The sequence below is a fragment of the Pseudomonas sp. TMW22091 genome (genome assembly GCF_022496705.1).
Taxonomy (GTDB): domain Bacteria; phylum Pseudomonadota; class Gammaproteobacteria; order Pseudomonadales; family Pseudomonadaceae; genus Aquipseudomonas; species Aquipseudomonas saxonica.
Window position 1 is genome coordinate 271,818 of the sequence record NZ_SCFI01000004.1, and the last position, 25,872, is coordinate 297,689.

19 protein-coding genes are annotated in these 25,872 nt (G+C 55.9%); 9 read left to right on the forward strand and 10 right to left on the reverse strand.

Translation table 11 applies throughout. The features are described from left to right. The first annotated feature begins 21 nt into the window (after positions 1–21). The 5 genes from tssI to EQV93_RS10250 all read left to right on the forward strand — a co-directional run bounded on the left by tssI (position 22) and on the right by EQV93_RS10250 (position 6,720). On the forward strand, positions 22–2,091 hold the full coding sequence (gene tssI, locus EQV93_RS10230) for a type VI secretion system tip protein TssI/VgrG (protein ID WP_240891496.1): 2,070 nt from the start codon (positions 22–24) through the stop codon (positions 2,089–2,091). Next, positions 2,088–2,942 (forward strand): DUF4123 domain-containing protein, encoded by an 855-nt coding sequence (locus EQV93_RS10235; RefSeq protein ID WP_240891497.1) that lies wholly within the window; start codon positions 2,088–2,090, stop codon positions 2,940–2,942. Before tssI ends, EQV93_RS10235 begins: the two co-directional genes overlap by 4 nt. Next, on the forward strand, positions 2,939–3,712 hold the full coding sequence (locus EQV93_RS10240) for a hypothetical protein (RefSeq protein WP_240891498.1): 774 nt from the start codon (positions 2,939–2,941) through the stop codon (positions 3,710–3,712). The genes EQV93_RS10235 and EQV93_RS10240 overlap by 4 nt, the downstream gene beginning before the upstream one ends. Then, positions 3,709–4,515, forward strand: a complete 807-nt coding sequence (locus EQV93_RS10245; RefSeq protein WP_240891499.1) for a hypothetical protein — start codon at positions 3,709–3,711, stop codon at positions 4,513–4,515. The genes EQV93_RS10240 and EQV93_RS10245 overlap by 4 nt, the downstream gene beginning before the upstream one ends. 66 nt (positions 4,516–4,581) lie before the next feature. Beyond that, positions 4,582–6,720, forward strand: a complete 2,139-nt coding sequence (locus tag EQV93_RS10250) for a lipase family protein (RefSeq protein WP_240891500.1) — start codon at positions 4,582–4,584, stop codon at positions 6,718–6,720. A 54-nt stretch (positions 6,721–6,774) separates the two neighbouring features. Here the strand turns inward: EQV93_RS10250 and ycaC are convergent, their stop codons facing one another. The 4 genes from ycaC to EQV93_RS10270 all read right to left on the reverse strand — a co-directional run bounded on the left by ycaC (position 6,775) and on the right by EQV93_RS10270 (position 10,885). Next, positions 6,775–7,401, reverse strand: a complete 627-nt coding sequence (gene ycaC, locus EQV93_RS10255; RefSeq protein WP_122781983.1) for an isochorismate family cysteine hydrolase YcaC — start codon at positions 7,399–7,401, stop codon at positions 6,775–6,777. Positions 7,402–7,438: 37 nt separating this feature from the next. Further along, a complete protein-coding gene (locus tag EQV93_RS10260; protein WP_240891501.1) occupies positions 7,439–9,277 on the reverse strand; it encodes an amidohydrolase in 1,839 nt (612 codons plus the stop codon). Beyond that, a complete protein-coding gene (locus tag EQV93_RS10265) occupies positions 9,274–9,861 on the reverse strand; it encodes an antibiotic biosynthesis monooxygenase (protein WP_240891502.1) in 588 nt (195 codons plus the stop codon). The genes EQV93_RS10260 and EQV93_RS10265 overlap by 4 nt, the downstream gene beginning before the upstream one ends. A 199-nt stretch (positions 9,862–10,060) precedes the next feature. Then, a complete protein-coding gene (locus tag EQV93_RS10270; protein WP_240891503.1) occupies positions 10,061–10,885 on the reverse strand; it encodes an alpha/beta fold hydrolase in 825 nt (274 codons plus the stop codon). A 121-nt stretch (positions 10,886–11,006) separates the two neighbouring features. Between EQV93_RS10270 and EQV93_RS10275 the strand changes: the two genes are divergently transcribed. Further along, positions 11,007–13,793 carry an ATP-binding protein gene (locus EQV93_RS10275; protein WP_240891504.1) on the forward strand — a complete coding sequence of 929 codons (2,787 nt, stop codon included), beginning with the start codon at positions 11,007–11,009 and terminating at the stop codon, positions 13,791–13,793. Here EQV93_RS10275 and EQV93_RS10280 read toward each other — a convergent pair. Further along, positions 13,723–15,099, reverse strand: a complete 1,377-nt coding sequence (locus tag EQV93_RS10280; protein WP_122781978.1) for an ATP-binding protein — start codon at positions 15,097–15,099, stop codon at positions 13,723–13,725. The genes EQV93_RS10275 and EQV93_RS10280 overlap by 71 nt on opposite strands. 152 nt (positions 15,100–15,251) lie before the next feature. Continuing rightward, complete coding sequence (locus EQV93_RS10285; RefSeq protein WP_146383834.1) at positions 15,252–16,202, reverse strand: GlxA family transcriptional regulator; 951 nt, start codon at positions 16,200–16,202, stop codon at positions 15,252–15,254. Positions 16,203–16,353: 151 nt separating this feature from the next. On the opposite strand from EQV93_RS10285, the gene EQV93_RS10290 reads away from it, so the two are divergent. After that, entirely contained in the window at positions 16,354–17,076 is a 723-nt protein-coding gene (locus EQV93_RS10290; protein WP_146383835.1) for a pirin family protein, read from the forward strand. Between the two features lie 143 nt (positions 17,077–17,219). On the opposite strand, the gene cyoD is transcribed toward EQV93_RS10290, so the two are convergent. The 4 genes from cyoD to EQV93_RS10310 are packed head-to-tail and all read right to left on the reverse strand — an operon-like array spanning position 17,220 to position 21,245. Beyond that, the gene (cyoD, locus tag EQV93_RS10295) at positions 17,220–17,555 is read right to left on the reverse strand and encodes a cytochrome o ubiquinol oxidase subunit IV (RefSeq protein ID WP_122781975.1); all 336 of its coding nucleotides are present in this window, start codon (positions 17,553–17,555) and stop codon (positions 17,220–17,222) included. Then, the gene (locus EQV93_RS10300; protein WP_240891505.1) at positions 17,552–18,184 is read right to left on the reverse strand and encodes a cytochrome c oxidase subunit 3; all 633 of its coding nucleotides are present in this window, start codon (positions 18,182–18,184) and stop codon (positions 17,552–17,554) included. Before EQV93_RS10300 ends, cyoD begins: the two co-directional genes overlap by 4 nt. Further along, positions 18,181–20,292: a cbb3-type cytochrome c oxidase subunit I gene (locus EQV93_RS10305; protein WP_425281164.1), complete on the reverse strand. Its 2,112-nt coding sequence runs from the start codon at positions 20,290–20,292 to the stop codon at positions 18,181–18,183. The genes EQV93_RS10300 and EQV93_RS10305 overlap by 4 nt, the downstream gene beginning before the upstream one ends. An 11-nt stretch (positions 20,293–20,303) precedes the next feature. Continuing rightward, the gene (locus EQV93_RS10310) at positions 20,304–21,245 is read right to left on the reverse strand and encodes a COX aromatic rich motif-containing protein (protein WP_240891506.1); all 942 of its coding nucleotides are present in this window, start codon (positions 21,243–21,245) and stop codon (positions 20,304–20,306) included. Between the two features lie 526 nt (positions 21,246–21,771). Between EQV93_RS10310 and EQV93_RS10315 the strand changes: the two genes are divergently transcribed. Next, positions 21,772–22,785, forward strand: a complete 1,014-nt coding sequence (locus EQV93_RS10315; RefSeq protein ID WP_122781972.1) for an XdhC family protein — start codon at positions 21,772–21,774, stop codon at positions 22,783–22,785. Positions 22,786–22,937: 152 nt separating this feature from the next. Beyond that, positions 22,938–25,871, forward strand: a complete 2,934-nt coding sequence (locus EQV93_RS10320; protein WP_122781971.1) for a xanthine dehydrogenase family protein molybdopterin-binding subunit — start codon at positions 22,938–22,940, stop codon at positions 25,869–25,871. The last annotated feature ends 1 nt before the right edge of the window (position 25,872 follow it).

Below are 25,872 nucleotides of genomic sequence, written 5' to 3' on the forward strand. Positions count from 1 at the left end.
ACATTCCAGGGATGAGCCTGCATGCCCTCCTCACATGGCCAACACCGTTTCAGCCTGTCCATTCATGGGTGTTCACATCCTTTCAGGGTGTTGTCATTCACGGGCGACGAGGGCATCAGCACGCCCTTCTCCTTCACCCTTGAGTTGGTGAGTGAGCGCCTTGAACTGAACCTTGAATTGCTACTGCACCGGCCTGCCTTCCTGGCCTTTGACCAGAACGGCAACGGTATCCACGGCCAAGTGTCCAGTGTGCGCATCACCCGCTCCGATCAACGCATGTCGCACTATCGCCTCAGCCTGGAACCGCGCCTGGCCGAGCTGGCCCTTCGCACCAACCACCGGATATTCCAGCACCTGACCGTGCAGCGCATTATCGAAACCGTGCTGCAAGAGCACGGCATCCTGAGCGACGTCTACGCCTTCAAGGCGTTTTCCCCCTACAGCGAGCGCGAATATTGCGTGCAGTATGGGGAGTCCGATCTGCGCTTTATTCAGCGTCTGTGTTTCGAAGAGGGCTTTCATTACTACTTCCAGCATTCGCCCGACCATCACCTGTTAATTTTCGGCGACAAGCAGCAGGCGTTCACGCCCCTGACGCACCCCACACCTTACGTGCCGGGTAAGGGCATGGTGGCCGATGAGCCTTCAGTCAGCCATTTTGAATGGGGCGTGCAATCACAGCCCAACCGCACCGTCCGCCGTGACTACGACTTCAAAAAAGCCAGCCGTACATTGCAGGCCAACAGCCGTACGCGGACCGACGAACGCACCCTCGAACACTACAGCTACCCGGGAGGCTTCACCGAGCAGGGGCAAGGCGAGCGCTTAAGCGACCGAGCGCTTGAACGTCATCAAAGCGGCTATTGCCAAGTCAGTGGCGAGAGTGACCAGTCACAATTGCGCAGCGGTTATTTCATGCCTTTGAGCCAGCATCACTGTGCAGCGTGGAATTGCCGCTGGTTGTTGACCCAGGTTCACCATGAAGGCAAACAACCGCAAGTGCTCGAAGAGCACGGCCACAGCCAGCAACCGTTCGGGCCTGGCGAATTTATCCAGGGCTACCGCAACACCTTTGAGGCCATCCCGGCAGACGTCACCTATCGCTCGCAAGAAATCTACGACAAGCCGCGCATATCCAGCAGCCAAACCGCCCGCGTCACCGGGCCTGAGGGCGAAGAAATCCATTGCGATGCGTTTGGCCGGGTGCGCATAAAACTGCATTGGGACCGCAGCGACATAGAGTCCGACCAAAGCAGTTGCTGGGTGCGCGTCGCCTCCAGTTGGGCAGGTGATACCTATGGCGCCATCACCATCCCCCGAGTGGGCATGGAAGTGCTGATCAATTTTATAAATGGTGACCCTGATTTTCCGCTTCTTGCGGGCTGCCTCCCAAATAGCATCAACCCTGTCCCGCTGGATTTGCCCGCCAACAAAACCCAAAGCCTCTTGCGCAGCCGCAGCACGCCCGATGGCAGCGGCTACAACGAACTGCGCATCGAAGACCGCAAAGGCCAGGAACTGATCCACGTGCGCGCCCAGCGCAACATGGAGCAGCACGTCAAAAATGACAGCAGCCTGCAAGTCGATGGTGTTTACCAGGCCACGGTCAAAGGCAGCAGCGTGACGGTACTCAAGGGCGACGAGCAACACACCGTCAGCCATGACCGCAAAACCCACCTCAAAGCCAACGATTACCTGCACGTGGACGCCAGCAGCCACATCGCGCTGGGCCAAACATTCACGGTCGAGGCCGGGCAACAGGTCCACCTCAAAGCGGGCGCCCGCGTGGTGCTGGATGCCGGGGCAGACATCACCTTGATGGCAGGCGGGCAACACTTGGTGATCAGCGCAGCCGGCATTCACTGCAGCAGCGCGATTCAGGTGGGTGGCGCCTCAGTGCCGGGCATGCCTGCCCTGCCCTTGCTCCCCGGGCAAACCGAAAGGCTGCCTGCGCACCACGATCTGCCGGTACAGCCAGCGCCTTACCAGCAGGCATTGATGCAAATCGCACAGCTTTTTGACAGTGACTTTTGCCCGGTCTGCGAGGCCTGTGCAGACGGCATGTGCTTACCCCTAGGAGATCCACGATGACTACCCTGCCGCCAGACCAATGGCTGGAGATGCAGCGTCGCCACGTGCGTGACGTCTGTTTGATCCTCAATCAAAACAGCGAAAGCCTCACCTCCCACACCTTACTCAACGGCCGCCCGCCGGACACTTATTGCAGCGTCTACAGCCAGACCCTTGTGTCCCGACTGGCCAGTGCCGGGCCCTTTATCATCGTGCTCAACAGCAGCGACCGTGAGCAGTTGACCCAATTGTTCAATACCCCCGAAGGCAACTGGGGCTGGTTGGCCAGTATTGCCTCGGGCGACCTCCCCGCGCTGGCGCAGCATTGGCGAGCACGCTGCCTGGCAGGGGCTGCGCCCCATCAAGTGCTGTACCGCTTTGAAGACAACCGCGTACTCAACCGGGCACTGGCGCACCTTTCGCCCGAGCAGCAGGGCGCCTACCTTGGCCCTGCCATCAGCGTGTGCCGTTGGCAGGACGAGCACTGGGTAATCACCGACAACCCCACCCCAGGCGAACACCCGCTGAGCGAGACCCTTGATTGGCTCAACATACCGCCCAATCTCGACAAGCTTGATTCCATACACGCGCTCAATGCCCACCGGCATGTGCTGGATAAACACTACGATCAGTATCGACAGCTGGCAGCCCGTCAAATGCCCTTTGCGTGGCTGAAAAGCAAACGCAATCAGGCCTTCAGATGGGGTTGGCGGGATCAGCAAAAGCTGGAGTTTTTGTTTACGCGCAGCCTCGACAGCCCCGATTTTGAACTGCCTCGCACGTGGTACCCGCGTGACGACGAAGACCCTGCAACGCACTTTGCACGCGTCAGCCACTTGGCGAATGTTTTGACTATCAAGGGGCGGTCATGAACCGGACACTCAACGTGCTGGCTGTATTGACCAGCGCCGCATTATTGGCAAGTTGCACATCAGACAAGTCTGAGACCTTCACTTTTACGGCTGATTTACCGCCGAATTTTTATTATCGGGCTTCTGCTGTCTATGTACCTGCCAAAGGCGAAACCTGCAGCGTACCGGGAGGTAAAAATACGCGCGTGGGATACAACCGGCACTGGCGCAAAGATTACAAAAATGAGTCGACTATTGCGTTATACCGCACAGTCAGTGGCTGCCCGCTGGTGATTAGTAGTATCAGACTGAAAATTTACGGCATCTACGGTGAAGACCGTGATGATTATAGTGGCGACAATGCAATAGTTGTGGCCCGTGAAGTTATACCCACCGAATTTGAGAAAGAATTTACCCCCGCAGGCGTCAGTATCTTTTATGGACGCTGCAAATGGTATTTCCGCACCATAGGTAAAACGCGTGTACTTAGAAAACTTCTCATGTGCAAAGATGCCGATACCAATGGCAAATTAACATTATACAACCCTTGGGCTCCCTACGCACTAAATCAACTACCCGGCAAGACAGTGCGAATAAAGATCACTTTGGATCATGAAGAAGAACCTTACATGGGGAACACTTGGGTAAAAGTACCCAATGGTTGGAAACGCTGCATGGGCGAAGGATATGAAGACCAAAGAGCTTACTGCAACAACAACTACAAGGACTTCAGCGGATACATAATGCCTGACGGCACACAGTGCACTATTTATCCGGGGTGTACTGAATGAACAGCATGAGTCACGCCTTGAATCACCGCCTATTAAAACTACTCAGCATCATGGCCTGCATGGGAATACTGACAGGGTGTTCGACAGGCAAGTCCGAGACATTCACCTTTACGGCTGATTTACCGCCCAACTTTTATTATCATGCGGATGCAGTCTATGTACCCGCCAAGGGTGAAACTTGCACCGTACCGGGAAATAAAAATACATGGGTCGAATATAACCGGCACTGGCGCAAGGATTACAAAAATGAGTCGACTATTGCGCTTTACCGCACGGTCAGTGGCTGCCCGCTGGTGATTAGTAGTTTCAGATTGAAAATTTACGGCATCTACGGTGAAGACCGTGATGATTATAGTGGCGACAATGCAATAGTTGTGGCCCGTGAAGTTATACCCACCGAATTCAAGAAAGAATTTACCCCCGAAGGCGTCAGTGCTTTTTATGGGCGCTGCAAATGGTATTTCCGCACCATAGGTAAAACCCGCGTACTTAGAAAACTCCTCATGTGCAAAGATGCCGATGCCAATGGCAAATTAACGTTATACAACCCGTGGGCTCCCTACACACTAAATCAACTACCCGGCAAGACAGTGCGAATAAAGATCACCTTGGATCATGAAGAAGAACCTTACATGGGGAACACTTGGGTAAAAGTACCCAATGGTTGGAAACGCTGCATGGGTGAAGGGTATGAAGACCAGAGTGCTTACTGCAACAACAACCACAAGGACTTTAGCGGATACATAATGCCTGACGGCAAAAAGTGCACTATTTACCCAGGCTGCACTGAAAAAAAGGATTAATCTGTGGATATTCAAGAAAGACTGAAAAACATCAATCTAAAGGATCGCGTGCTAGCCTGCCCAGCCATGGGAAAGACAACCAGCTTTCAACTAGTCGATGAATTTGGTTCAGGTGAGCCTTACGCGGGACTGGCTTACGAAGTTACAGATTCCGAGAACCTCAAATACAAGGGATTTTTAAATGCTAACGGCATAGGCGAAATCAAAAATCATTGTGCTGGCGCCATTTCACTTACCTTCAACACGGCTTACCACGGCACAATAAAGAACTATCAAGACCTAATCGAAAGAAAGCACTACCCTCTTCAAATCACCGAGCTACAAGTCAGAGCTGAGCAGACTCGTTACTTTAAAAAAGACGGTTCACGCACCCATGTAAAACCTTTATCCATCAGTGGTACAGATGAATACTGCCAGGTCGAGGTTCGTCAACTGGTCAAGCATGTGTCCCACCTGCCGCCCAAGGTGCAGTGTCACTTCCCGTTGAACGTGGCGGATCGTCGGCTCATGGGCAGGTTTGGCACCCAAGGTGTCTGTATCGCGCCGCAGCGCCTGACGGTGCTTGAAGTGCGGCCCTTACGGGCCTTGCGCCCCCTGCTTTCCACAACGCCTGAATTTTGCGCGCTTAATCTGTATCAACTGGCCCTGATGGCCACCTTGAGTTATTGCCCCTTCGGCCAGGAACCTGACGAGCAACCCGTGACCACACCCCGCGTCAGCTTTAAGCATGAACCGAGCGTGGGTAACTGGTTTGGGGACAAGCTGGCTGCCTTCATGGAGAACTGGCAAGTCAACCCGGAGCAAACCCAACCCTACTACCCATTCTATGAAGAGGTGCCTTACTCCGAGCGACTGGAGATCGTGCCTTTCGACCCGGCCCTATACCCCTCCAACAATCCATTATTGGGCTCGGCTCAAGAAAATCCCGCCAACATCCATTTCTTGGACGATACCTTACGCGGGAACACAGGCACGGACACCCAAGCCTTCGTAACCCATAACCACAGCATCATCCTGATTGCTGTGCGGGGCACCAGTGCCGGGCCGGACTTCTTGCGCGATGCCGATGCACTTCAAGTGCCCTTCGAAGAAGGAGAAGGCAAGGTGCATCGCGGGTTTTACGAAGCAGCGAAAGTAGTGAGTACATGGGCACTTGATTACCTACGCATGTTTCACACCGGCCAAAAAATCATGATCTGCGGCCACAGCCTTGGCGGTGCCATTGCCCTGTTGCTCGCGCAAATGCTGCGAAACCGGCCTGAACAGTACGACGTCCTGCTCTACACCTACGGCGCCCCCCGTGCGGCCGATGCCACTTTTATCAACGCCGCTGCATCTCTTGTTCATCACCGCATGGTCAACCATAACGACCCGATCCCCAGCGTTCCGGCCACCTGGATGAACACCAAAAGTGCCGTTTATGGCTCCGGCGCGGTTTTGGCCTTTGCCAATGCGCCTGCCGGCCTTTCATTGTTCGCCGCAGGGTTGGCCAATCTGACCGGTGAGCCCTATCAGCATCACGGCACTTTGCGTCACTTTATGCCGGTGGATTTTGGTCAGGGCACGGTCTCGCACATCATGTGGCAACCGCTGTGCGATACCGCCGTCCAGCACGCGGTGTGTAGTGTGGCCGTAGGCTACAAAGACGGGTTGCCCGAGCGCGGCACTTTTTTGCGCCAGCTATTCGACATGGCTCAGCACTTTATGGTCGACAGTTACATCCCGCGCTGCTGGGCCGCATTGAAGCGCTACATGGAGGCTCTGGAAACCCAAAACCCGCTGGTAACCAGAGTTGAATACACCTTCGTATCCCGTGGGCTTGAGCAGATCCAGCGCGACTTGCGCGCCGCTTTTAAAGACTCACAAAATCGCCCGGACAAATACCGGGAGGCGCACAAAGACATGAATTTGCGGCTGATAAAAGAAGTCGAAAACATCACCCACACCGTCAAACGCTTGTACCCCTTGAGCCTTAAACCGGTGACCGGCGCTGATGTATACGGGCACTTTGCCGAGCAGCCCGAGCACCTCAATGAGTGCGTGGAACGCTGGCTGGCTCACACTGAAAACCACCGCACCGAACAACTGGCGATGCTGCCTGAACCCCGCAAAGAGATGTTCAGGTTCTCCTCGCTGAAAGACCCGCTGCTTAACGCTGAAACTATAACGGGCTGTTTTACCGGCGACATTCTGGATTTAGGTTAGTGCGCGCGGGGCTATCAATACCCGGGATCAGGGGGCGTTAACCCCCCAGCCGGCTTACTTGGACGTGAGTACGGTGTAACTGTTGATCAGGTTGCGGTAGTTGGGAATACGCTGGGACAGCAAGTTGGCCAAGCCTTCCATGTCGTTGCGCCAGTCCCCTTGCAGCTCGCATGCCACCGAGAACCAGTTCATCAATTGCGCGCCCGCCGCCGTCATGCGTGCCCATGCCGCTTGCTGAACGGCCGTGTTAAAGGTGCCCGAGGCATCGGTCACCACAAACACGTCATACCCTTCGGCCAGTGCCGACAAGGTCGGGAATGTCACGCACACGTCGGTCACAACGCCTGCAATGATCAGTTGTTTGCGGCCCGTGGCCTTGATCGCATTAACGAAATCTTCGTTGTCCCAAGCATTGATCTGACCGGGCCGTGGAATGTAGGGCGCGTCAGGGAACTGCTCTTTGAGCTCGGGCACCATCGGGCCGTTGGGGCCGCTTTCAAAACTGGTGGTGAGGATGGTCGGCAGTTTGAAAAACTTGGCCACGTCACCCAGCGCCAGCACGTTGTTTTTGAATTCATTGGGCGAAAAATCCTGCACCAGCGAAATCAAACCCGTCTGGTGATCCACCAGCAACACCACGGCGTCATCTTTATTGAGGCGTTTGTACGGAACATTGCTCATATAAAACTCCTTGAGGGATGGGTGTTAAAGCACTGCATCAAAATGCGAAGCACGAGCAACCAAAGGCGCCCCAGAAGCCGGCGAAGTCGCTAACCGGAGCGTTGGATAAACGAGCGGTTTCGTGACGATGGGCATGCACGCCGCACGGCCCGCTGCACTGGTGGGCCTGCGTGTGCAATGGCGAATGGGGCCGCCAGTGAGCGGGCACCTTGACCACCGGCGACCAGTCCGGCAGCACCGGCACGCTGGCCGGGCCGAGTGTTTCAAAATCGTCAGCGGCATACACCACTTTACCGCCGACTATGGTGAGTACGGATTCGATCCACTTGATGGCTTCTTCCTCGACACTGAAAAAGTCCGCGCTCAAGGCGGCGAGATCCGCCAATTGGCCGACTTTGATCTGGCCTTTTTTGCCCTGCTCAGACGAGAACCAGGCGCTGCCGTGGGTAAACAGTTCCAGTGCGGTGAGCCGGGGCAAGCCTTCGTCATGCAGCTCAAGACCGCCTACGGTGCGGCCGCTGACCATCCAGTACAGGGATGTCCACGGGTTATAGCTGGACACCCGCGTCGCATCAGTGCCCGCACCCACTGGCACGCCTTCGGCCAGCATCCGCTTGATCGGCGGCGTAGCTTCAGCTGCTTTGGCACCGTACCGCTCGACGAAATATTCACCCTGAAAGGCCATGCGGTCCTGGATCGCAATGCCCCCGCCCAGCGCCCTCACCCGCTCAATGTTATGCGGGGTGATGGTTTCGGCGTGATCGAAGAACCACGGCAGGCCATTGAACGGAATATCGCGGTTGACCTTCTCGAACACGTCGAGCATGCGGCTGATGGATTCGTTGTAGGTGGCGTGCAAGCGGAATGGCCAGCGCTGCTCGACCAAATGGCGCACCACCGGCTCCAGCTCGTCTTCCATGCTCTGCGGCAAATCCGGGCGCGGTTCAAGGAAGTCTTCAAAGTCTGCGGCTGAGAACACCAGCATTTCTCCGGCCCCGTTATGCCGCAGGTAATCATCGCCTTGATGCAGAGTCACGCTGCTCGTCCAGTTCTTGAAGTCACTCAACTCTTCTTTAGGCTTTTGCGTGAACAAGTTGTAGGCGATACGTATTGTCAGCTGTTGATCCTTGGCCAACTGCTCGATGACCTGGTAATCATCGGGGTAATTCTGAAAGCCGCCCCCGGCATCAATCGCACTGGTGAGACCGAGACGGTTGAGTTCGCGCATAAATTGGCGGGTCGAGTTGACCTGATACTCCAGCGGCAGCTTCGGTCCCTTGGCCAGCGTCGCATACAGAATCATCGCGTTGGGCCGCGCCACCAGCATGCCAGTCGGGTTGCCATTGGCATCACGTACGATCTCGCCACCCGGCGGGTTAGGCGTATCACGGGTGTAACCCGCCACCCGCAGCGCGGCCCGGTTGAGCAAAGCACGGTCATACAGGTGCAGAACAAACACGGGGGTATCCGGTGCCGCCTGGTTGAGCTCTTCAAGCGTCGGCAGGCGTTTTTCGGCGAACTGGAATTCATTCCAGCCGCCGACCACGCGAACCCATTGCGGAGTCGGGGTGCGATCCGCCTGCTCTTTTAGCAGGCGAAGGGCATCGGCCAGCGACGGCACGCCCTCCCAGCGCAGTTCAAGGTTGTAATTCAAGCCGCCCCGGATCAGGTGCAGGTGCGAGTCATTGAGGCCGGGAATAACACAGCGGCCGTTGAGGTCGATCAGCTGTGTGACTGCGCCGCGAAGGGCCATGGCCTGCGCATCGGTGCCCACCGCAACAAAACGGCCATCGCTGATGGCCACGGCGCTGGCACGCGGGTTTTCGCGGTCAACGGTGTGAAATTGACCATTGAACAAAATCAGATCGGCACTCATCTCGTTTCCTTGGGCTCAGTGGATGACGTCAGCCAAGGCGCGAACACACGCGTCGCCATCGGCATAAACAGATAAACCACCGACAACACGATGGTCAGCGTAATAACAAAGGTGGCGACTACGTAGTTGGACAGCACCGGGCTAAAGGCCAGTAAGGGCTTCCAGATCATCGGCACCAGCAAGGTGTGCGGGAAGATCACCAACAGCGTCAGCGCTGCTTGCTTGTAGCGAGGAGGTGGAGATCGGGTTTCGTCCGGCGGCGTAAACCAGAACTCGTTGGCCGGATTCACTTCGGTCTGGTCGCCGTCCGCCAGCATTGGCAGGGCTTCATTGACCAACTCACGACGCTGGGGGGAGTCGAGCCAACGCTGCATGGCGTCGGTGGAGCAGAAACGCAGGATGCAGGTGTAGGTATCGAGGCCGGACTGCTTGCCGGGTACCACATCCACACCCAAGTGGCCTTCCCATTGCCCGGCGATGCTGACGATATGCCGCAGCCAGGTTTTGTAAGCGGCCTCAAAACCGGCCTTGACCCGATGTTTTATCACCAGGGTCACGACCTCCATCTCGTTGGTTTCAGCCATTGCGCAAGGCTCCATCACTCTGAACACGCTCTGTAGCCGCTGTCGAGGAACGAAGGCTGCGATCGGCGACGAAGTCGTCGTAAAACCCGATAACGCGGCGCTAAAAATTGACCGCCTTCACAGGTTTTGCGAGCGCTTCGCACTCGAGCGCAGCCTCGTGCCTCGTCAGCGGCTACACCGTTTTAGCGAAAATTGAGTCTCAAGCCTTGAGAAACGCCAGCAGATCGGCGTTTAACTGGTCCTTGTGGGTGTCGGTCAAACCGTGTGGTGCGCCGGGGTAAATCTTGAGGGTCGACCCTTTGATCAACGCGGCCGACGCAATCCCGGCCGCCTCGATGGGCACCACTTGGTCGGCATCGCCGTGTACAACCAGCGTCGGAACGTCGAATTTTTTCAGGTCTTCGGTGAAGTCGGTTTCGGAAAACGCCTTGATGCAGTCGTAGGCGTTTTTGTGGCCGCTGGTCATGCCCTGCATCCAGAACCAGTCGATCATGCCCTGCGAAGCTTTGGCGCCTGGCTTGTTGAAGCCAAAAAACGGGCCGCTGGCCAAGTCCAGGTACAACTGCGAACGGTCGGCCAGAGAGGCCTGACGAATACCGTCAAACACTTCAATCGGCAAGCCTTTGGGGTTGGCTTCAGTCTTCAGCATCAAGGGCGGTACAGACGAAATCAGCGCCGCTTTGGCCACCCGGGCCGTGCCATGACGACCAATGTAGCGCGCCACTTCACCGCCCCCCGTAGAAAAGCCGATCAGCACCACGCGCTGCAGATCAAGCCGTGCAATCAACTCCCCCAGATCTTCGGCGTAAGTATCCATGTCGTTGCCTGTCCACGGCTGACTGGAACGGCCATGCCCACGGCGGTCGTGTGCAATCACTCGATAACCTTTGGACGCCAGAAACAACATCTGCGATTCCCAGCTATCCGCATTCAGCGGCCAACCGTGGCTGAACACGACAGGCTGCCCAGACCCCCAATCCTTGTAGTAAATTTCGGTGCCGTCGCGGGTGGTGAAAGTGCTCATGAGCTGTTCATCCTTGTGCCGGGAAGGCCGATGCCTTCTGCTTCGCTTGAGGTTTCAGAGTGTCAGGCGTAAACGGATATCGAACGAGTTAAACGTTGTTAATTTTTGCCGGAGCGCTCCTTTGACTTTTCCCGCAGCTGAGGCCATTCACTTCGGCCCCTACCGGGTCTACCCCGAACAACGTCGGGTGATGGACACCGAACAACCCGTGCGCCTTGGCCGCCCGGCGTTGGACATTTTGTTGATCCTGTTGGCGCACGCCGGTCAAGTGGTCAGCAAGCAGACCCTGATTGCCGGGGTGTGGCCCAAAAGTGTAGTCGAGGACATCAACCTGCGCGTGCACATGGCTGCATTGCGCAAAGCGCTGGGCGACGGTCAGAACGGTCAGCGCTTCATCATTACCGTGGCCCAGCGCGGCTACAGCTTTGTCGCCCCGTACTCGGTCGAAACCATCGAGCGCGTTGACGTTCACGCTGTGGCTGAAGGCCATAACTTACCCGTGCGTCAAACCCGTATGCTCGGGCGTCAACCGCTGGTCGAGCGCCTGGTGCAAGCATTGCCGCGCCAGCGCTTTATCACGCTGGTCGGGCCCGGCGGTATCGGTAAAACCACCGTGGCCTTGCGCGTGGCGGAGCACCTGATCGGACGCTATCGCGACGGTATTGGTTTTCTGGACTTGGCGGCGCTCACTGACCCACAGTTGATCACTGCGCATCTGGCGACGCTGCTCGAACTGTCGCTGCTTGACGGCGAGCCCATAAAGGAACTGGTAGCATTTTTGAGTGACCGGCAGATGCTGCTGGTGATCGATAACTGCGAACACTTGGTGGATGCCATCGCTGTGCTCTGCGAAGACATTCTGCGCGGTGCGCCGCAGGTGCATATTCTGGCCACCAGCCGCGAAAGCCTGCGGGCCGAGGGTGAATTCGTGCAGCGTCTGGATTCACTGGATTGCCCGCCGCCCAGCGCGGCCTTCAACCGTGCGCATGCCCTGAGTTTTTCGGCGCTGCAGCTGTTTATCGAGCGGGCCATGACCTGTCAGGACAACTTTGAACTCAACGACGCTCAGTTGCCGCTGGCCATCGACATTTGCCAGCGACTGGACGGCATTCCGCTGGCCATTGAATTGGCAGCCGGGCACGTCGCTCAATTGGGGCTGGCGGGTTTGCTCAGTCAGTTGCAAAGCAGCTTCAGCCTGCAGGCCCAACGTTCGCACAGTCCCCTGCACCGGCATCAAACCCTGCGTGCGACTCTCGACTGGAGCTTCGACCTGCTTACCGACTTAGAGCAAACCTGCCTGCGTCGACTGAGCGTGTTTCGCAGTGGCTTCACTGTCAAATCAGCCGCGGCGGTGATCGGTGGCGAAGTGCTGGGGGCCATTACGCAATTGGTGGCCAAATCGCTGCTCAATGTCGAAATCGGTGACGAAAACGTGTTCTACCGTCTGCTGGACACAACCCGCAGCTATGCCCTGGAAAAACTCGACGAGTGCGATGAGTTGACTGCCACCCGTACGCGCCATGCCGAGCGTTGTCTTGAGCTGATGCAATATGCCGGGCATGACTGGGAGTTAGTGACGACAAGCCTTTGGATCGAGCGTTACGCTCGCGGCCTGGAAGATGTGCGCGGGGTGCTGGACTGGGGTTTGAACGGTGATGGCCCACAGGCGCTGGCAATCCGTTTGGCCGCACACTCCGCACCGTTGTGGCAGGAACTGTCGCTGCTCAAGGAGCACGGCCACTATGTGCGCAAAGCCCTCTTGCTGCTGACTGTCCCGCCGCAGCCACAACCTGAACTGGAAATGACCCTCAAACTGGCCTTGGGCAGCGCGTGTTATCACACCCAAGGCGGCACGACAGAGACCATTGACGCCTTTGTCAGCGCCCGAATCATGGGCCAACAATGCAACGATGTGTCCGGGCAACTGCGTGCCGTGTCGGGGCATATGGCGGTCAATCTCAGTTGTGGCAATTATCAAAGAGCGTTGGAGCAAAGCCGGGAGTTCGACCTTCTGAGGTTAAACAACGACGCCGTGCTGGCCCTCAGCACGGATCGCTTGCGCGGCTTGGCACTGCACTTTAGCGGGGATCAGGGGCAGGCGCGGGTGAATGCTGAACAAGTGATCCAGCGGATGGCCCATAGCGGGCACCGCAACCGTTTTACCCACGGCTTTGGGGTGCAGTACGACCAGAGTGTGGCGGCGTTGACGATTCTGGCGCGCATCCTGTGGTTGCAAGGCCAACCCGAACACGCTTGGCGCACAGCTCGTCAGGCGCTGGATATTGCGCTGCAGATCAACCATGGCAACTCGATCTGCTACACCCTGGCGCTCGGCAGTTGCCTGATCGCCCAATACAATGGCGACACTCTGACAGCGCGAAAGCTGTTGCGTTTATTGCTGGAGCAGGCGCAGAAACATTCGGTGCTGCTGTTTTACACGTGGGCGCGGCATTACGCGCAAGTGATCGACAGCTCAGCAGCCCCAGCACCCGCACAACCGGCGACAGGACTGATCAAGGACATTGTGCTCACGCTGGACGCCAGCACGGTCGACGATCAACTGTTGTTCAACGCCAAAACGGGGGCGGCTGGCTGGTGTACTGCGGAAATTCTGCGGGCTAAAGCCCAAGCGCTTCTGGTCGACGACCCAGCGCGCAACGCCAATGCGGCCCAAGCACTCTTGCTCAATGCCTTGACGGTGGCGCGAGCTCAGAGCGCGCTGGCCTGGGAGCTACGCACGGCTACATCTCTGGCTCTGCTCTGGCACGAGCAAGGCCGTAACGCGCAAGCCCATACGCTATTGGCGCCGATTTATAACCGTTTCACAGAAGGGTTGGCTACGCCGGACCTGGCTTGGGCTCGTCAGGTTCTTCACGTATCGCACGGGCATAAGCCCGGCTCGTATTGAACAAACAGTAACGGGGCGCGCGGCTGCCCTGCTCCATCGTCAAAAACGACTTGAGCACCAAGCGTTCCACGGCTGCGGCCAACAGCGCCGGCACTACGCTTGGGCAAGCAGCCACTCGGGTCAGTGCGGCCAATGTGAAAGCCTGTCTGAATACCGACAACCGCTGCAATACCGTTTTCTCCAGCGGGCTAAGGTGCTGATAGCTCCAGTCCAGCGTGGCCCTGAGGCTTTGATGCCGCTCAACGGCCGTTCGTCTTCCCTGAGCCAGCCCCTGTAAACCGTGGTCCGGTAGTGCGAGCAAGCCGACCAACCCCAGCGTATCGATGTGACATGCGGCCAGTTCAATGGCCAACGGCAGGCCGTCCAGCCGTCGACAGAGTTCCCCCACGGCGTCGAGGTCTTGCTCGCGCAGGATCCAGTCTTGCTGACGGGCTCGCGCACGCATGACAAACAGTTGCACGGCTGAATAGCCAAAAACTTGCTCAACCGAAAGCGAACCTTCGCTCGGGGGTACGCTCAGCGCCGGCACAGCCAAGACAGTTTCCCCTGCGACCTGTAAAGGTTCACGGCTGGTGATCAGAATTGACACGCGGGGAGCGACCCTCAGCACATGTTCGACCAGTTCGTAGCAACGTTGCAGCCGGTTTTCCGCATTATCCAGCACCAGCAAGGCATGGCACTGCGCTTGTTCCACCCTGAGGGCCATCTGCTCGAACGCCTCGACAGGATCCTCGATAGCGCCTGCATCAATTTGCCAAACGCCGTCTTGGTAGTGCTGCATCAGCAGCTCGGCAGTGCGTAAGGCCACTGTGGACTTGCCGACGCCGCCCGGGCCGACCAGTGTGATAAGGCGTTTACCGAGCATATGCCTGACCAGACTGGCGACGTAAGAATCCCGACCAACAAGGGTTGTGAGCCGTCCAGGCAAATTGTGTAACGGCTTGAGCACCGGCTCGCCCAAGGTTCCCGGGCCCTGTACGTGCGCGATAAAACGGTATCCCTGTCGAGGAACGTGGGTGATGTAACGCCGTTCGGCGCGTCCTTCGCCCAAAGCCCGACGCAAGGCCGCAATATGCACACGAAGGTTGATCGCCTCGACCACCGTGTCGGGCCACACACGAGCGATCAACTCATCCTTGCTGACCACCTCGCCTGCCCGCTCGACCAGCAACTGCAAGATGTCCAGTGCGCGCCCGCCTAAATTGAGTGGCCGATCACCGTCAAGGATCAGTCGCTGCCGGACGTGGAAGGTGTACGAGCCAAAGAGCAGCACCCCATCGCTGTTAATGTTCGAAAGACTGCCCATACTTGTCGCTGGCGAGTCACTGAATAACAGCCACAGCGACCCGCACCTCCATTGCAAATAGTTCTCACCTATCTTGGCAGGCATCTGTTACAGCACAACGGCCACGATGGGAGCGAAACTGCCATTTCGGTGCGCCTTACGGACATAACGCGCTAGCTGAACTGCTCCCGGTATTGGGCCGGAGTCAGGCCAAGCCGTTCATTAAACAGAAACCGCATATGCCGTACGCTGCCGAAACCGCTTTTAAAAGCCACGGTTTTTAAAGGCAAATCACTGGTCTCCAGCAACTGTCTGGCGTGATCGATACGCGCGTTCTGAAGAAACGCCATAGGGGTCATGCCTACTTCGTGTGCGAACACTCTGGCGAAATGACGCGAGCTCATACTGGCCATCCGCGCCAGCGATTCGACAGTGAACGTCTGATCGAGTTGCTCCAGCACCTGCTGCTGAACCCGGGTGATCGTCGTTTCATGTGGCCCAATTGCCGCCATCAATGGACTGAACTGCGCCTGTCCGCCCTGGCGTTTCATCACTACCAGCAACACCTTGGCGACATCCTGAGCGACTTTTTTACCGTGATCGTTACTGACCACTGACAACGCAAGGTCAATACCGGCCGTGACGCCGCCTGATGTAATCAATTGACGGTCCTGCACGAAAATCTGATCGGTCTCCACACTCGCTGCCGGAAAGGCCTTGATCAGCCGCTCGGTGTAATGCCAGTGAGTGGTGACACGAAAGCCGTCGAGTAAACCGGCAAAGCCCAGCACAAAAGCCCCGGTACAAATCGAACCGTATTGACCGGCCCGGGTGACAGCGCCTCTGAGCCAGTCAAGTAACAAAGGCGGTTTATCGTTATAGGCACCCGGCCCGCCCGGTATGAGTAACAGGTCATAGAACTCGCCTGCCTGATCCATGTGCAGATCGGCCTGTACGTTGAGGCCGCAGGAAGCACGCAGCAGCCCAGGTTCGGTGCCGATGGTGGTCAGTTCATAGTGCTTATCGGGTTGTAAATAACGATTGGCAATGGAAAACACCTCCATGGGCCCCGCCATGTCGAGCAGAAGAAAATTGGGGAACAACACCATTGCCACGGTTTTCATCGGGTAGATCGCCTTTATCCAAAGTTCGTCGCTGCGGATTGTCAACTTGATAATGACAGTCTTACAATTTTCACCTACTTATTGCACGCATGAATAACTATTAACCTTCTCCTCACCCGGACGAATCAACGTCCCCTCAGGAGATTTCATCATGCTGACTCTTCGTAAAGCTTCGGATCGCGGCGCAGCCGACCACGGCTGGTTGAAATCCTTCCACACGTTTTCATTCGCCAACTATCGCGATCTGAATCAACAAGGCTTCTCTGATCTGCTGGTCATCAACGACGATCGCGTCGCACCCGGCAAAGGCTTTGGCCAACACCCGCACCGCGACATGGAAATATTTTCCTACGTGCTCGAAGGCGCGCTGGAACATAAAGACACGCTGGGTACAGGCTCGGTGATACGTCCGGGTGACGTGCAATTGATGAGCGCAGGCAGCGGCGTAGCGCACAGTGAATACAACCACTCACCTACTGAGCCCGTGCACTTTCTGCAAATCTGGATCGTGCCTGACGTCAGCGGCGCCGAACCGCGCTATCAACAAGAGCACTTCAGCGCAGAAAAGAAACGCGGACGCCTGCAACTGATCATCTCGCCGACGGGTGAGCAGGGCTCGCTGCTCGTGCGTCAGGATGCGCGCGTCTACGCCGCACTGATCGATGGCGATGAAACTGCCACGCTGGAACTCGCCGCCAATCGTTACGCCTATGTGCATGTGGCCAGCGGCAGCGTTCAGCTTAATGGCCTGCAACTTCAGGCAGGTGACGGTGTGCGAGTCCGCGAGGAACATCTGCTGACGTTAAGCCACGGGAATAACGCCGAAGTGCTGGTGTTCGATTTACGCGCACAAGAACTGCCGCAAATGCCGTGATGGCTTGTCTGTGGAGTGGCATACAGCGGCGATTTACATAAAAAACCCCTGAGAGGTTCGTCCTCTCAGGGGTTTTTATGTTGATCAAGGCTTGGTAATTCGCAAAGACGGCAATGATCAGCAGACGCTCAATTGCCCCTGATTCACATCATGCGCGCATGCAAGTCCCATAAGATCCACACAGTGCCGGCGATAATTAACAGCAGTATCAGCGATGTGAACAGAATGAGCATCAGGTCGTCGCGATGGGATTGGCCCAAATCAATGTGCATAAAATAGTGCAAGTGCACCACCACTTGCAGCAGTGCCAGCACGCCCAATACGACCAAGGCTTGAGTACCTGCAACGACCTTAAGCCACACCAGGCCAAAGGCGATCAGGGTCAGGATCAGTGCCGCGCAGATACCGATGTAATAACTGCGTTTTTCGCGGCGAGACTCGGCCTGAAGGTCGCGGGTTGGAGAGGTTTGCGGGTTCATACTGCGACTCCGAACAGGTAGACGAAGGTGAAAATTGCAACCCACACGATGTCCAGCATGTGCCAGAACAACGCCAGACGCAGCAAGCGCAATTTGACGGGCGTATTGAGCCCGACAGTCATCACTTGTATGGCCAGCACGAGCATCCACAAGATGCCGGCCGACACGTGTACGGCGTGGGTTCCTGTCAGTAAGTAGTAAGCGGACAGAAAGCCACTGGTTTGCGGCCACGCATTTTTAGTGACAATCATCACGTAATAGTCGTGGAGTTCAAAAGCGACAAAGGTAATGCCCAGCAATGCAGTAAAACCCAGCCACGTGAGGAGCGTTCGGCGGCTGGCGCTGTACTTCATCGCCAGCATCGCGAAGCCGAACGTGAAGCTGGAAAGCAGCAGTAACAGGGTTTCAATCAACGCCGGGCCAAGGTCAAAGACGTCTGACGGGCCAGGGCCATGAGCGATGCCCTGGGTGCTCATGGCCGCATACGTTGCAAACAGTGCTGCGAACAGCACCAGATCGCTCATCAGGAAAATCCAGAACCCGAAAATGACTTCTTCGGCCTTTTTGTGGCTCTTGCAGTCAGTCACGCCCAAATTCAAGCCTGGGTGCAGGGATTGAGGCGCCTTCATATCGCTGACTCCATGATCTGACGAGGAACTTTTTGATTGGGCTGCTCCACCCGATCCGGTGCGGCCTTGCCATGATTTTGTGGGCTCATTTCCAGATCCCGGGTAACGCCAGGCGCCGCTCGAACGGCTGCAAGGAAGGCTTCGTTTGCAGCTTCGAGCTGACTTGCCGGAATGATTTCGCTGGTGTGCGAAACAAACGAACGGGCGATGACCACACCCCAGACCAGGATGAACGAGAGCACTGCGAGCCACCAGATATGCCACACCAGAGCAAACGACAAGGTAAAGCTAAAGATCCCAATCAGCGGCGCGGCCACAGAGTTGCCCGGCACTTCGATGTCGCTGTAGCTCGCGGGCGATTGGTAGGCGACGCCGTTCTTTTTGGCTTCGGTAAAAGCGTCGCGGCTGTTGACCTGGGGCACGACCGCGAAATTCCAGGCGGGTGGAGGCGAAGGGATCGACCACTCCAGAGAACGGCCGTCCCACGGATCGCCCAGCGGAACTGCAAGCTGGCGGCGTTGGCGAATCGAAACTGCAATTTGAATCAGTAAGAAAGCGGTACCGGCAAGCAGCAACGCGGCTCCCAACATCGCCAACGCAAGCCAAGGCAAAAATGCAGGGTCTGACCACATCACGGTTCTGCGCGGCGCGCCCATCATGCCAAGCCAGTAGAGCGGGAAGAATGCCAGCAAAAAGCCGGGCGCCATTGCCCAGAATGCCGCCCTGCCCCAGCCTTCGTGCAAGCGGAACCCAAAGGCTTTTGGAAACCAGTATTGAACGGCGGCAAACATGCCAAACAGAACCCCCGGAATGATCATGTTATGAAAGTGTGCGATCAGAAACAGTGAGTTGTGAACTTGAAAGTCGACGGTAGGATTAGCCAGCAATATGCCGGTCATACCGCCCAGTACAAACGTCAACAGGAAGTTGATATGGAACAGCATGGGCGTGGTGATACGAATACGCCCCCGATACATGGTGAGAATCCAGTCGTAGACCTTAACCCCGGTCGGTATGCCAATGATCATCGTGGCAATACCGAATATGGCGTTGACGTTGGCGCTTTGCCCCATCGTGAAAAAGTGATGCAACCACACGCCGAACGAGAGCACCGCGATGCACATGGTGGCGTATACAAGCGAGGTGTAGCCGTAGATTCGTTTGCTGACGAAGGTCGATACCACTTCAGACCACACCCCCAGTGCCGGTAGCAACAGAATGTAGACCTCTGGGTGCCCGAACAGCCAAAACAGGTTGGCAAAGTTCATCATGTTGCCACCGTCACCACTCGTGAAGAAGTGGAAACCGGCGTAGCGATCCAGGGCCAGCATCAAGGTAGCGACGGTTAACGGCGCCATAGCGAAAATCATCAAAATAGCGGTGCAAAGCGTCGTCCAGCAAAACAGCGGCATGCGAAAGAAACCCATGCCAGGGCAACGCTTTTTATAGAGCGTCACGGCGAAGTTGAGCCCGGTCAGCGTCGAGCCGATCGAGGCCAGGGTGACCGACCATATCCAATAGTCCACACCTTCACCGGGGCTGAATTCGATACCGGTATACGGAGGGTAGGCGCTCCAGCCGCCCGTAGAGAACTTGCCAACGACCAGCGACACCATAATCAGCCCGGCACCTGCGGCGGTAAGCATCAAGGAAATCGCATTCAGCAGCGGGAAGCTGACATCGCGCGCGCCGATCTGCAGGGGCATGACGTAATTCATGAGCCCCGTGATGAAAGGCATCGCCACGAAGAAAATCATGATGGTGCCGTGGGTCGTGAATAACTGGCCGAAGTGATCGGCTGAGAGGTAGCCCGCCCCATCGTAGGCTGCCAGTTGCTGGGAGCGCATCACACCGGCTTCGATGAGTGCTCTCAAGAACATGACCAGCGCGATGACGATGTACATGATGCCAATTTTCTTGTGATCGACACTGGTTAACCAGTCTCGCCACAGCGGTCCCCACCAGCGCATTGCCGTTAGCAAAACCACAACAGCGAGGCCACCCAGGATCACAATACTGCCTGCAGCCGAAGCAACGAACTCGCTCGTAGAAGGGTGTTTTATGGCGCCGGTAAAGACCAATGAGTCCCAGTTAAGTTGCCCGAATATAGTCTCCCAACTCACTGCTCTGCCCCTTTATGACTGGTGTATGGGTGGTGCTCGCGCCCTGATATGACCTCGGCGGCTCTGCCATTGGAATGGGAATGCCCGGAGGTAAAACTGGCTAAAACATGGTCAAACAAACCGGCTTCGACAGTGCCGAAATAACGAGGTGCATGCTCGATACTGGGCTTTAACATTTCCTCGTAGGCCGTTAAGTCCAGGGTCTGTTCTTTTTTTTGCGTGTTGTGTACCCAGTTGTCGAACTGTGACTTTGGCATCACTGCCGTGCGGAAAGACTGGGTGGCAAAACCATTGCCGTTGTATTGGGTATTTCGGCCCAGATACTCACCCGCGCGGTCGGCGAGTAAATTCAGTTGAGTGGTCATGCCTGCCATGGTGTAAATCTGCCCCGCCAATTGCGGGATCATGAAGGACTGCATGACGGTACCGCTGGTGAGCTTCAATCTGACCGGGCGGTCTTGCTCCAAGGCCAGATAGTCCACTGTTGCGATGCCCTGTTGCGGATAAATGAACAGGAACTTCCAGTCCAGCGACACGACCTCAATCTCCAGGGGATCGGCGCCCAACGGGCGGAAAGGGTCGTATTTGTGAGCGTGTGCCCACAGCGCGGAGCTGAGAACAATGATCAGGATGATGGGAACGCCCCACAATACCGCTTCGTTGCCCCAGCTGAAGTCCCAGTCAGGACGATAGGCGCCGCGGCCTCCTCGACGATAGCGCCAGAGGACCCACGGGACGAGGATGAAAATAGGCACCACCACAATGAGCATCAACAAAATAATGGTTTTGAAGTGCTCAAACTGCGCGGCAGCAACAGGGCCTGCTGCGTCGATAAAACCAGCGTTAGTTATCGCAGTGTCTGCAGGTGAAGCGGCATGTGCCAATAGGGACAGTAATAAGGTCGAGACAACCAGACCACAAGTGGTGACTCCTTTCACGCAACAATCTCCTTGAGCCTTACAACTTTGTCAGCACGTTTATAAAAAGCGACTATAGAAAAGTCTACGTTTTAACTAATGTCAAATATAAAGAGTTTCGGCCTAAGGATAAGGGCGCGTACTGAGAATAACTATCAATACACAATCTATCCATTGAAGAAGCCTCTGCCATTGACGGCATAAGCAACGACTACGATCATCGAAACATAGGCGCTAGCCGGGCGGCTCATATCAAAAGTTGCAGATTACTAAAGCCGCCCAAGAGTTGACCAAAACAAAAAAACAACTATAGTCCCTCAGTCAATCAAGCGCTGACGGATAAAAGATTCTAAGCGCTTGCACACGTCAAACAGGAACGCGGCGATAGAGAATGCACACTTACAGTGCAGGCACCCGGCACCGTTAGTTGGTTGAAGAATAAGCATCGAGCATGAGATCAACACCAACGAACATTCTCGCAAACCCGCGGGCTGGCGTTGCATCAATCACCACTGTTATTTTTCAAATCGTTGTTGGCGGAGAAGCCATGGATGCTGTTGATATAACGGTTCTGCGTGCACTACACGCATGGCGAAAAGCAGGACATGCCGCATTACTCATCACCGTTGTAAAGACTTGGGGGTCTTCACCTCGCCCTGTTGGAGCGATGCTAGCTCTGCGAGCAGGCGCAGAAATGGTGGGGTCTGTCTCTGGCGGCTGTATTGAAGACGACCTTTTTGATCGTTTTACAGATATTGAGGCGACGCCACCCACCACGCTGGTTCGTTATGGCGTGAGCGCAGAGGAAGCCCATCGGTTTGGCCTGCCTTGCGGGGGCACCGTTGAGTTGCTGGTGGAGCGCAATCCTTGCGCAGAGCAGCTTGAACAACTTCTGAACTATCTAAATGCCGGTGCTTTAGTTCGGCGCACTGTGGAGTGCAAGTCGGGCAATGTGCAATTGACCGTCGTCAATAAACACGCACCTTTATTCTTGGATAATCAGCAGTTGGTCATGTACATCGGGCCACAATGGCGCATGTTGCTAATCGGCGCAGGTGTGTTGGCCAAATACCTGGCATCGATAGCACAGAGCACAGGATTTACAGTCACCGTGTGCGATCCCCGCCCGGAACATACTTACAGTTGGAATGAGTGCGAAGTCCCCTTGTTACGGTGCATGCCCGATGATGCAGTTATCCATTTCAGGCCAGATCCAAGTTCATGTGTGGTGACGCTGAGTCATGACCCCAAACTTGATGATTTGGCCGTGATCGCGTCGTTGCAGAGTCCCGCATTTTATGTAGGAGCCATTGGTTCGCGTCAGAACAATGAGGCCCGGCGCACACGATTGATGGAGCACTTCGAGATTGAAAAAGAAACGATGCAACGGTTGCACGGGCCGATAGGTTTATTCATCGACAGCAAAACGCCGGCTGAAATTGCGGTGAGCATTATGGCGGAGATTATTGCCATTAAAAATGGCGTCGCCCTTGAACCTGTGATGCAAGTTAGTGCAGGCAAATCAAAAAAAGAGCGACTTGAGCGCACGTGGGTGAGTTGAACCGCCCGACAACCATAGTCCATAACTTGGACAGGATGCTTAATCGTTTTTGCCAAGGGTTTCAATCGTACATCTACTCATTTTCTGCATACGCTTGTACCTATGTTCAATAACGACTCAAACCGGTAAGGCAGTGTTTAGAGGAAGCAAAAATGGCTTCAGGTATCAATCGACGCGATTTTATCAAGCTAGGAACGTTTGCCGGCATCACTGTCATGTTTGGCCGCTTACCTGCTCTTCAAGCGCGTGAAATACATTCAGGACCGCAAACATCCGAATGGATGGCGCCCAATGGCAGTGTTAAATACCGATGGGATGCGATTAGAAAAGTCACAGGTCAAAAAGTGTTTGCACGTGACTTCCGTGCAAAAAATCTGCCTGGCTGGCCTGACAAACAGGCGCATGGTTTTTTCCTCAAGGCCATCGATGTCGAACACGCTTTCGAGGACATTGACCTTTCCATGCTCGGGCCAGACTTGCAGCCAGATCGCGTGTTGAAGCATGAGGACATGGCAAAAGACGGTGTGCGCGTCCCCGAATTAGCCGATTTAGGCATTGGCTTTTATGGCGAAAACTTTCTGCTTCCTGCTGGTGATACCGCGCCACTTTACGGACATCCCGTGGCTTTGTTGATCTACCATGATTTTGACCGCTTCGAAGCGGCCAGGCGGCGTTTGCGATTCGAAGCCACTGCAATCAAATATGGCAAGCAGACAGGATTGAAACCCCCTCCCAACTATGGCGCGGCGCGTTATGTACGAGTTGGAGGCGAGAAGCCATCTGACCCTCCAGCGTTTGCACCTATGCAAGATGCTGTCATATGGGGCAATTTTGACGGCGATACGCCGACTTGGCCCAAAGCAGATCCAGACGGCCTATTTGTTCCGCGCTCAGTCTTGTTGCCTCATCGCGGTGGCGGAGGTGTTCGCGACCCCTTAAAAGTGGCCCAGCAGACCTATGAGCCGATGCGCCGGGGTATGGCGGCGGCAGCTGTTATTGAGGCCGAGATCGAAGCGGCCCGCAACAACCCTGAAAAGCTGGTGATAGAACGCCAAGGGTTTTCACAGTCTATTGACCCCAGTGCCATGGAGCCTGATAACGGCAACGCCTGGTATGACGCATCGACGCGTACCCTTCATATACTGATTGCGGCGCAATCTCCGTATGAAGTTGCGCGGGTGGCCGCGTTCATGGTCAAAGACAACAAGCGCTTTCCCGTTGAGAACATCGAGCTTGTGTCTGGCACAACCGTTGGATATGGCTCTAAAGATCACTCCATTTTTCCCTTCTACACCATTGCTGCCTGCTTTTATGGCGATGGCCTGCCTGTGCGCTTGGCGAATGACCGTTACGACCAGTTTCAGATGGGCATGAAGCGTCACAGTATTGAGATGGACCTCACGCTGGTAGCCGATCGCGAGACCGGGAAGTTTGAGGTGCTCAAAACGTTCTACAACTGCAATGGCGGTGGTCGCGCCAACTTCTCTTTCTCAGTGGCGCAAGTTGCTGCTACCGCAGCCCAGTCGATTTATTACTTCCCTAAATCCGACCTGGCCACCGCAGCCATTGCAAGCGCTGCAGTCGAAGCGGGCTCAATGCGCGGCTACGGCACTCTCCAGGCAATGTCGATCACCGAACTGCTGGTGGACGAAGTGGCTGCAGAGTTGAAAATGGATGCCATTGAGTTGCGAAAGCGAAATGCATTACGGGCAGGAGATCCAAACACTCAAGGTGCAGTGCAACTGGGTGACCCACGTAATCTGGAAATGCTCGACCTCGCTTCAAAGCACCCACTGTGGCAAAAACGCGAACAGGAAAAAGCCAGATATGACGCCGCCAATCCCGGTCGTCGCTATGGCGTGGGCTTCGCACAAGTTCAGAAAGACTATGGAACGGGAGCTGACACCACGGCACTGCTCTTGGAGTTCGATAAAACCGGCAAGATAACCATGCGCCATTGCGTACAAGAAATTGGTACCGGTGCTACAACGGCGCAGCAGGTCATGGTGCAGCGCATATTGGGCAAAGCGCCGGATGTGGCCATTTTCGGTGAAACCGACTTCGCGCAACTACCGCTCAAAAGTAATTTCGAGCCTTTCTCTATCACCCAAGAACAGCAGGATGAGCTTGCACGCGACCCCTTCTGGGTGCCGGCCATTTTGCCCGCGATGAGTGCTTCGAACAGTGTCTACTTCCTCGGATTTGGTACACGTCAAGCCGCTGAGTTTCTGAGTGAAAATACTATTTGGCCTGCCGCCAAGGCAATCTGGAGCAGTGGTCCAGCAGGGGGGCAACTGGCGAGTGGCTATATGACCGCCAAAGACCTCAGGGCGGTGCCTGGCGGGATCGGCGGTGGTGGCATGACGCCAATCCCTTTCGAAGAAATAGCCCGTAAAGCGCATGAAATGGGGCTTGTCACGGGTGTCGCGCTGCACTGCTTTAGCCGCTGGGAATGGGCTCGCGCGGATTTCGACATTCCGGGACTAGGGGTTAAAAGCCTGCCCGTAGATGCCATCGCAGTGCGCTATGGAGAGAATGCTCCCGAGTCGCTCAAAGGGAGAATGACGACCGGCGGCTATGACTTTATCAAGCGCAGTCGCGTTCAATTTCCCGCTGCACAGCGCAATAACGCAGGTGTGACCACCTACACACCCGCAGCTTGCCTGGTAGAACTCAATGTCAACACCTTCACAGGGCATGTTGAGATCATGAGTCATCACAGCTTGCTCGATCCCGGCAATATCGTTGTGCCCGCCCTGGTGTCGGGTCAGCAGCAAGGAGGCCTGGCCATGGGCATTGGCCACGCGCTGATGGAAGAACTTCCGTTGTACGGTGATGGGCCCGGGAACGGCACCTGGAACTTCAACCGCTACAGGTTGCCACGAGCCAAAGATGTTGCCGTATGGACGCAAACAGCCACCTATCTCGATCCTCTCACTGAAACATCGCCCCCCAAAGGCATGGCCGAGGTGGTGATGATTCCGGTGGTAGCGGCGACAGGTAACGCCATCACCCATGCCATTGGAACGCGTTTCTATCGTCTTCCTGTGACAGCCAGCAAAATTAAAAAGGCGTTGATGATATGAG

Coding starts and splice junctions, on each gene's coding strand:
- EQV93_RS10300 (WP_240891505.1), bottom strand. CDS start 18,184: ATGAAGGCGCCTCAATCCCTGCACCCAGGCTTGAATTTGGGCGTGACT.
- EQV93_RS10285 (WP_146383834.1), bottom strand. CDS start 16,202: ATGAAAACCGTGGCAATGGTGTTGTTCCCCAATTTTCTTCTGCTCGAC.
- tssI (WP_240891496.1), top strand. CDS start 22: ATGCCCTCCTCACATGGCCAACACCGTTTCAGCCTGTCCATTCATGGG.
- EQV93_RS10290 (WP_146383835.1), top strand. CDS start 16,354: ATGCTGACTCTTCGTAAAGCTTCGGATCGCGGCGCAGCCGACCACGGC.
- EQV93_RS10250 (WP_240891500.1), top strand. CDS start 4,582: ATGGGAAAGACAACCAGCTTTCAACTAGTCGATGAATTTGGTTCAGGT.
- EQV93_RS10240 (WP_240891498.1), top strand. CDS start 2,939: ATGAACCGGACACTCAACGTGCTGGCTGTATTGACCAGCGCCGCATTA.
- cyoD (WP_122781975.1), bottom strand. CDS start 17,555: ATGAACCCGCAAACCTCTCCAACCCGCGACCTTCAGGCCGAGTCTCGC.
- ycaC (WP_122781983.1), bottom strand. CDS start 7,401: ATGAGCAATGTTCCGTACAAACGCCTCAATAAAGATGACGCCGTGGTG.
- EQV93_RS10315 (WP_122781972.1), top strand. CDS start 21,772: ATGGATGCTGTTGATATAACGGTTCTGCGTGCACTACACGCATGGCGA.
- EQV93_RS10245 (WP_240891499.1), top strand. CDS start 3,709: ATGAACAGCATGAGTCACGCCTTGAATCACCGCCTATTAAAACTACTC.
- EQV93_RS10270 (WP_240891503.1), bottom strand. CDS start 10,885: ATGAGCACTTTCACCACCCGCGACGGCACCGAAATTTACTACAAGGAT.
- EQV93_RS10235 (WP_240891497.1), top strand. CDS start 2,088: ATGACTACCCTGCCGCCAGACCAATGGCTGGAGATGCAGCGTCGCCAC.
- EQV93_RS10320 (WP_122781971.1), top strand. CDS start 22,938: ATGGCTTCAGGTATCAATCGACGCGATTTTATCAAGCTAGGAACGTTT.
- EQV93_RS10280 (WP_122781978.1), bottom strand. CDS start 15,099: ATGGGCAGTCTTTCGAACATTAACAGCGATGGGGTGCTGCTCTTTGGC.
- EQV93_RS10265 (WP_240891502.1), bottom strand. CDS start 9,861: ATGGCTGAAACCAACGAGATGGAGGTCGTGACCCTGGTGATAAAACAT.
- EQV93_RS10260 (WP_240891501.1), bottom strand. CDS start 9,277: ATGAGTGCCGATCTGATTTTGTTCAATGGTCAATTTCACACCGTTGAC.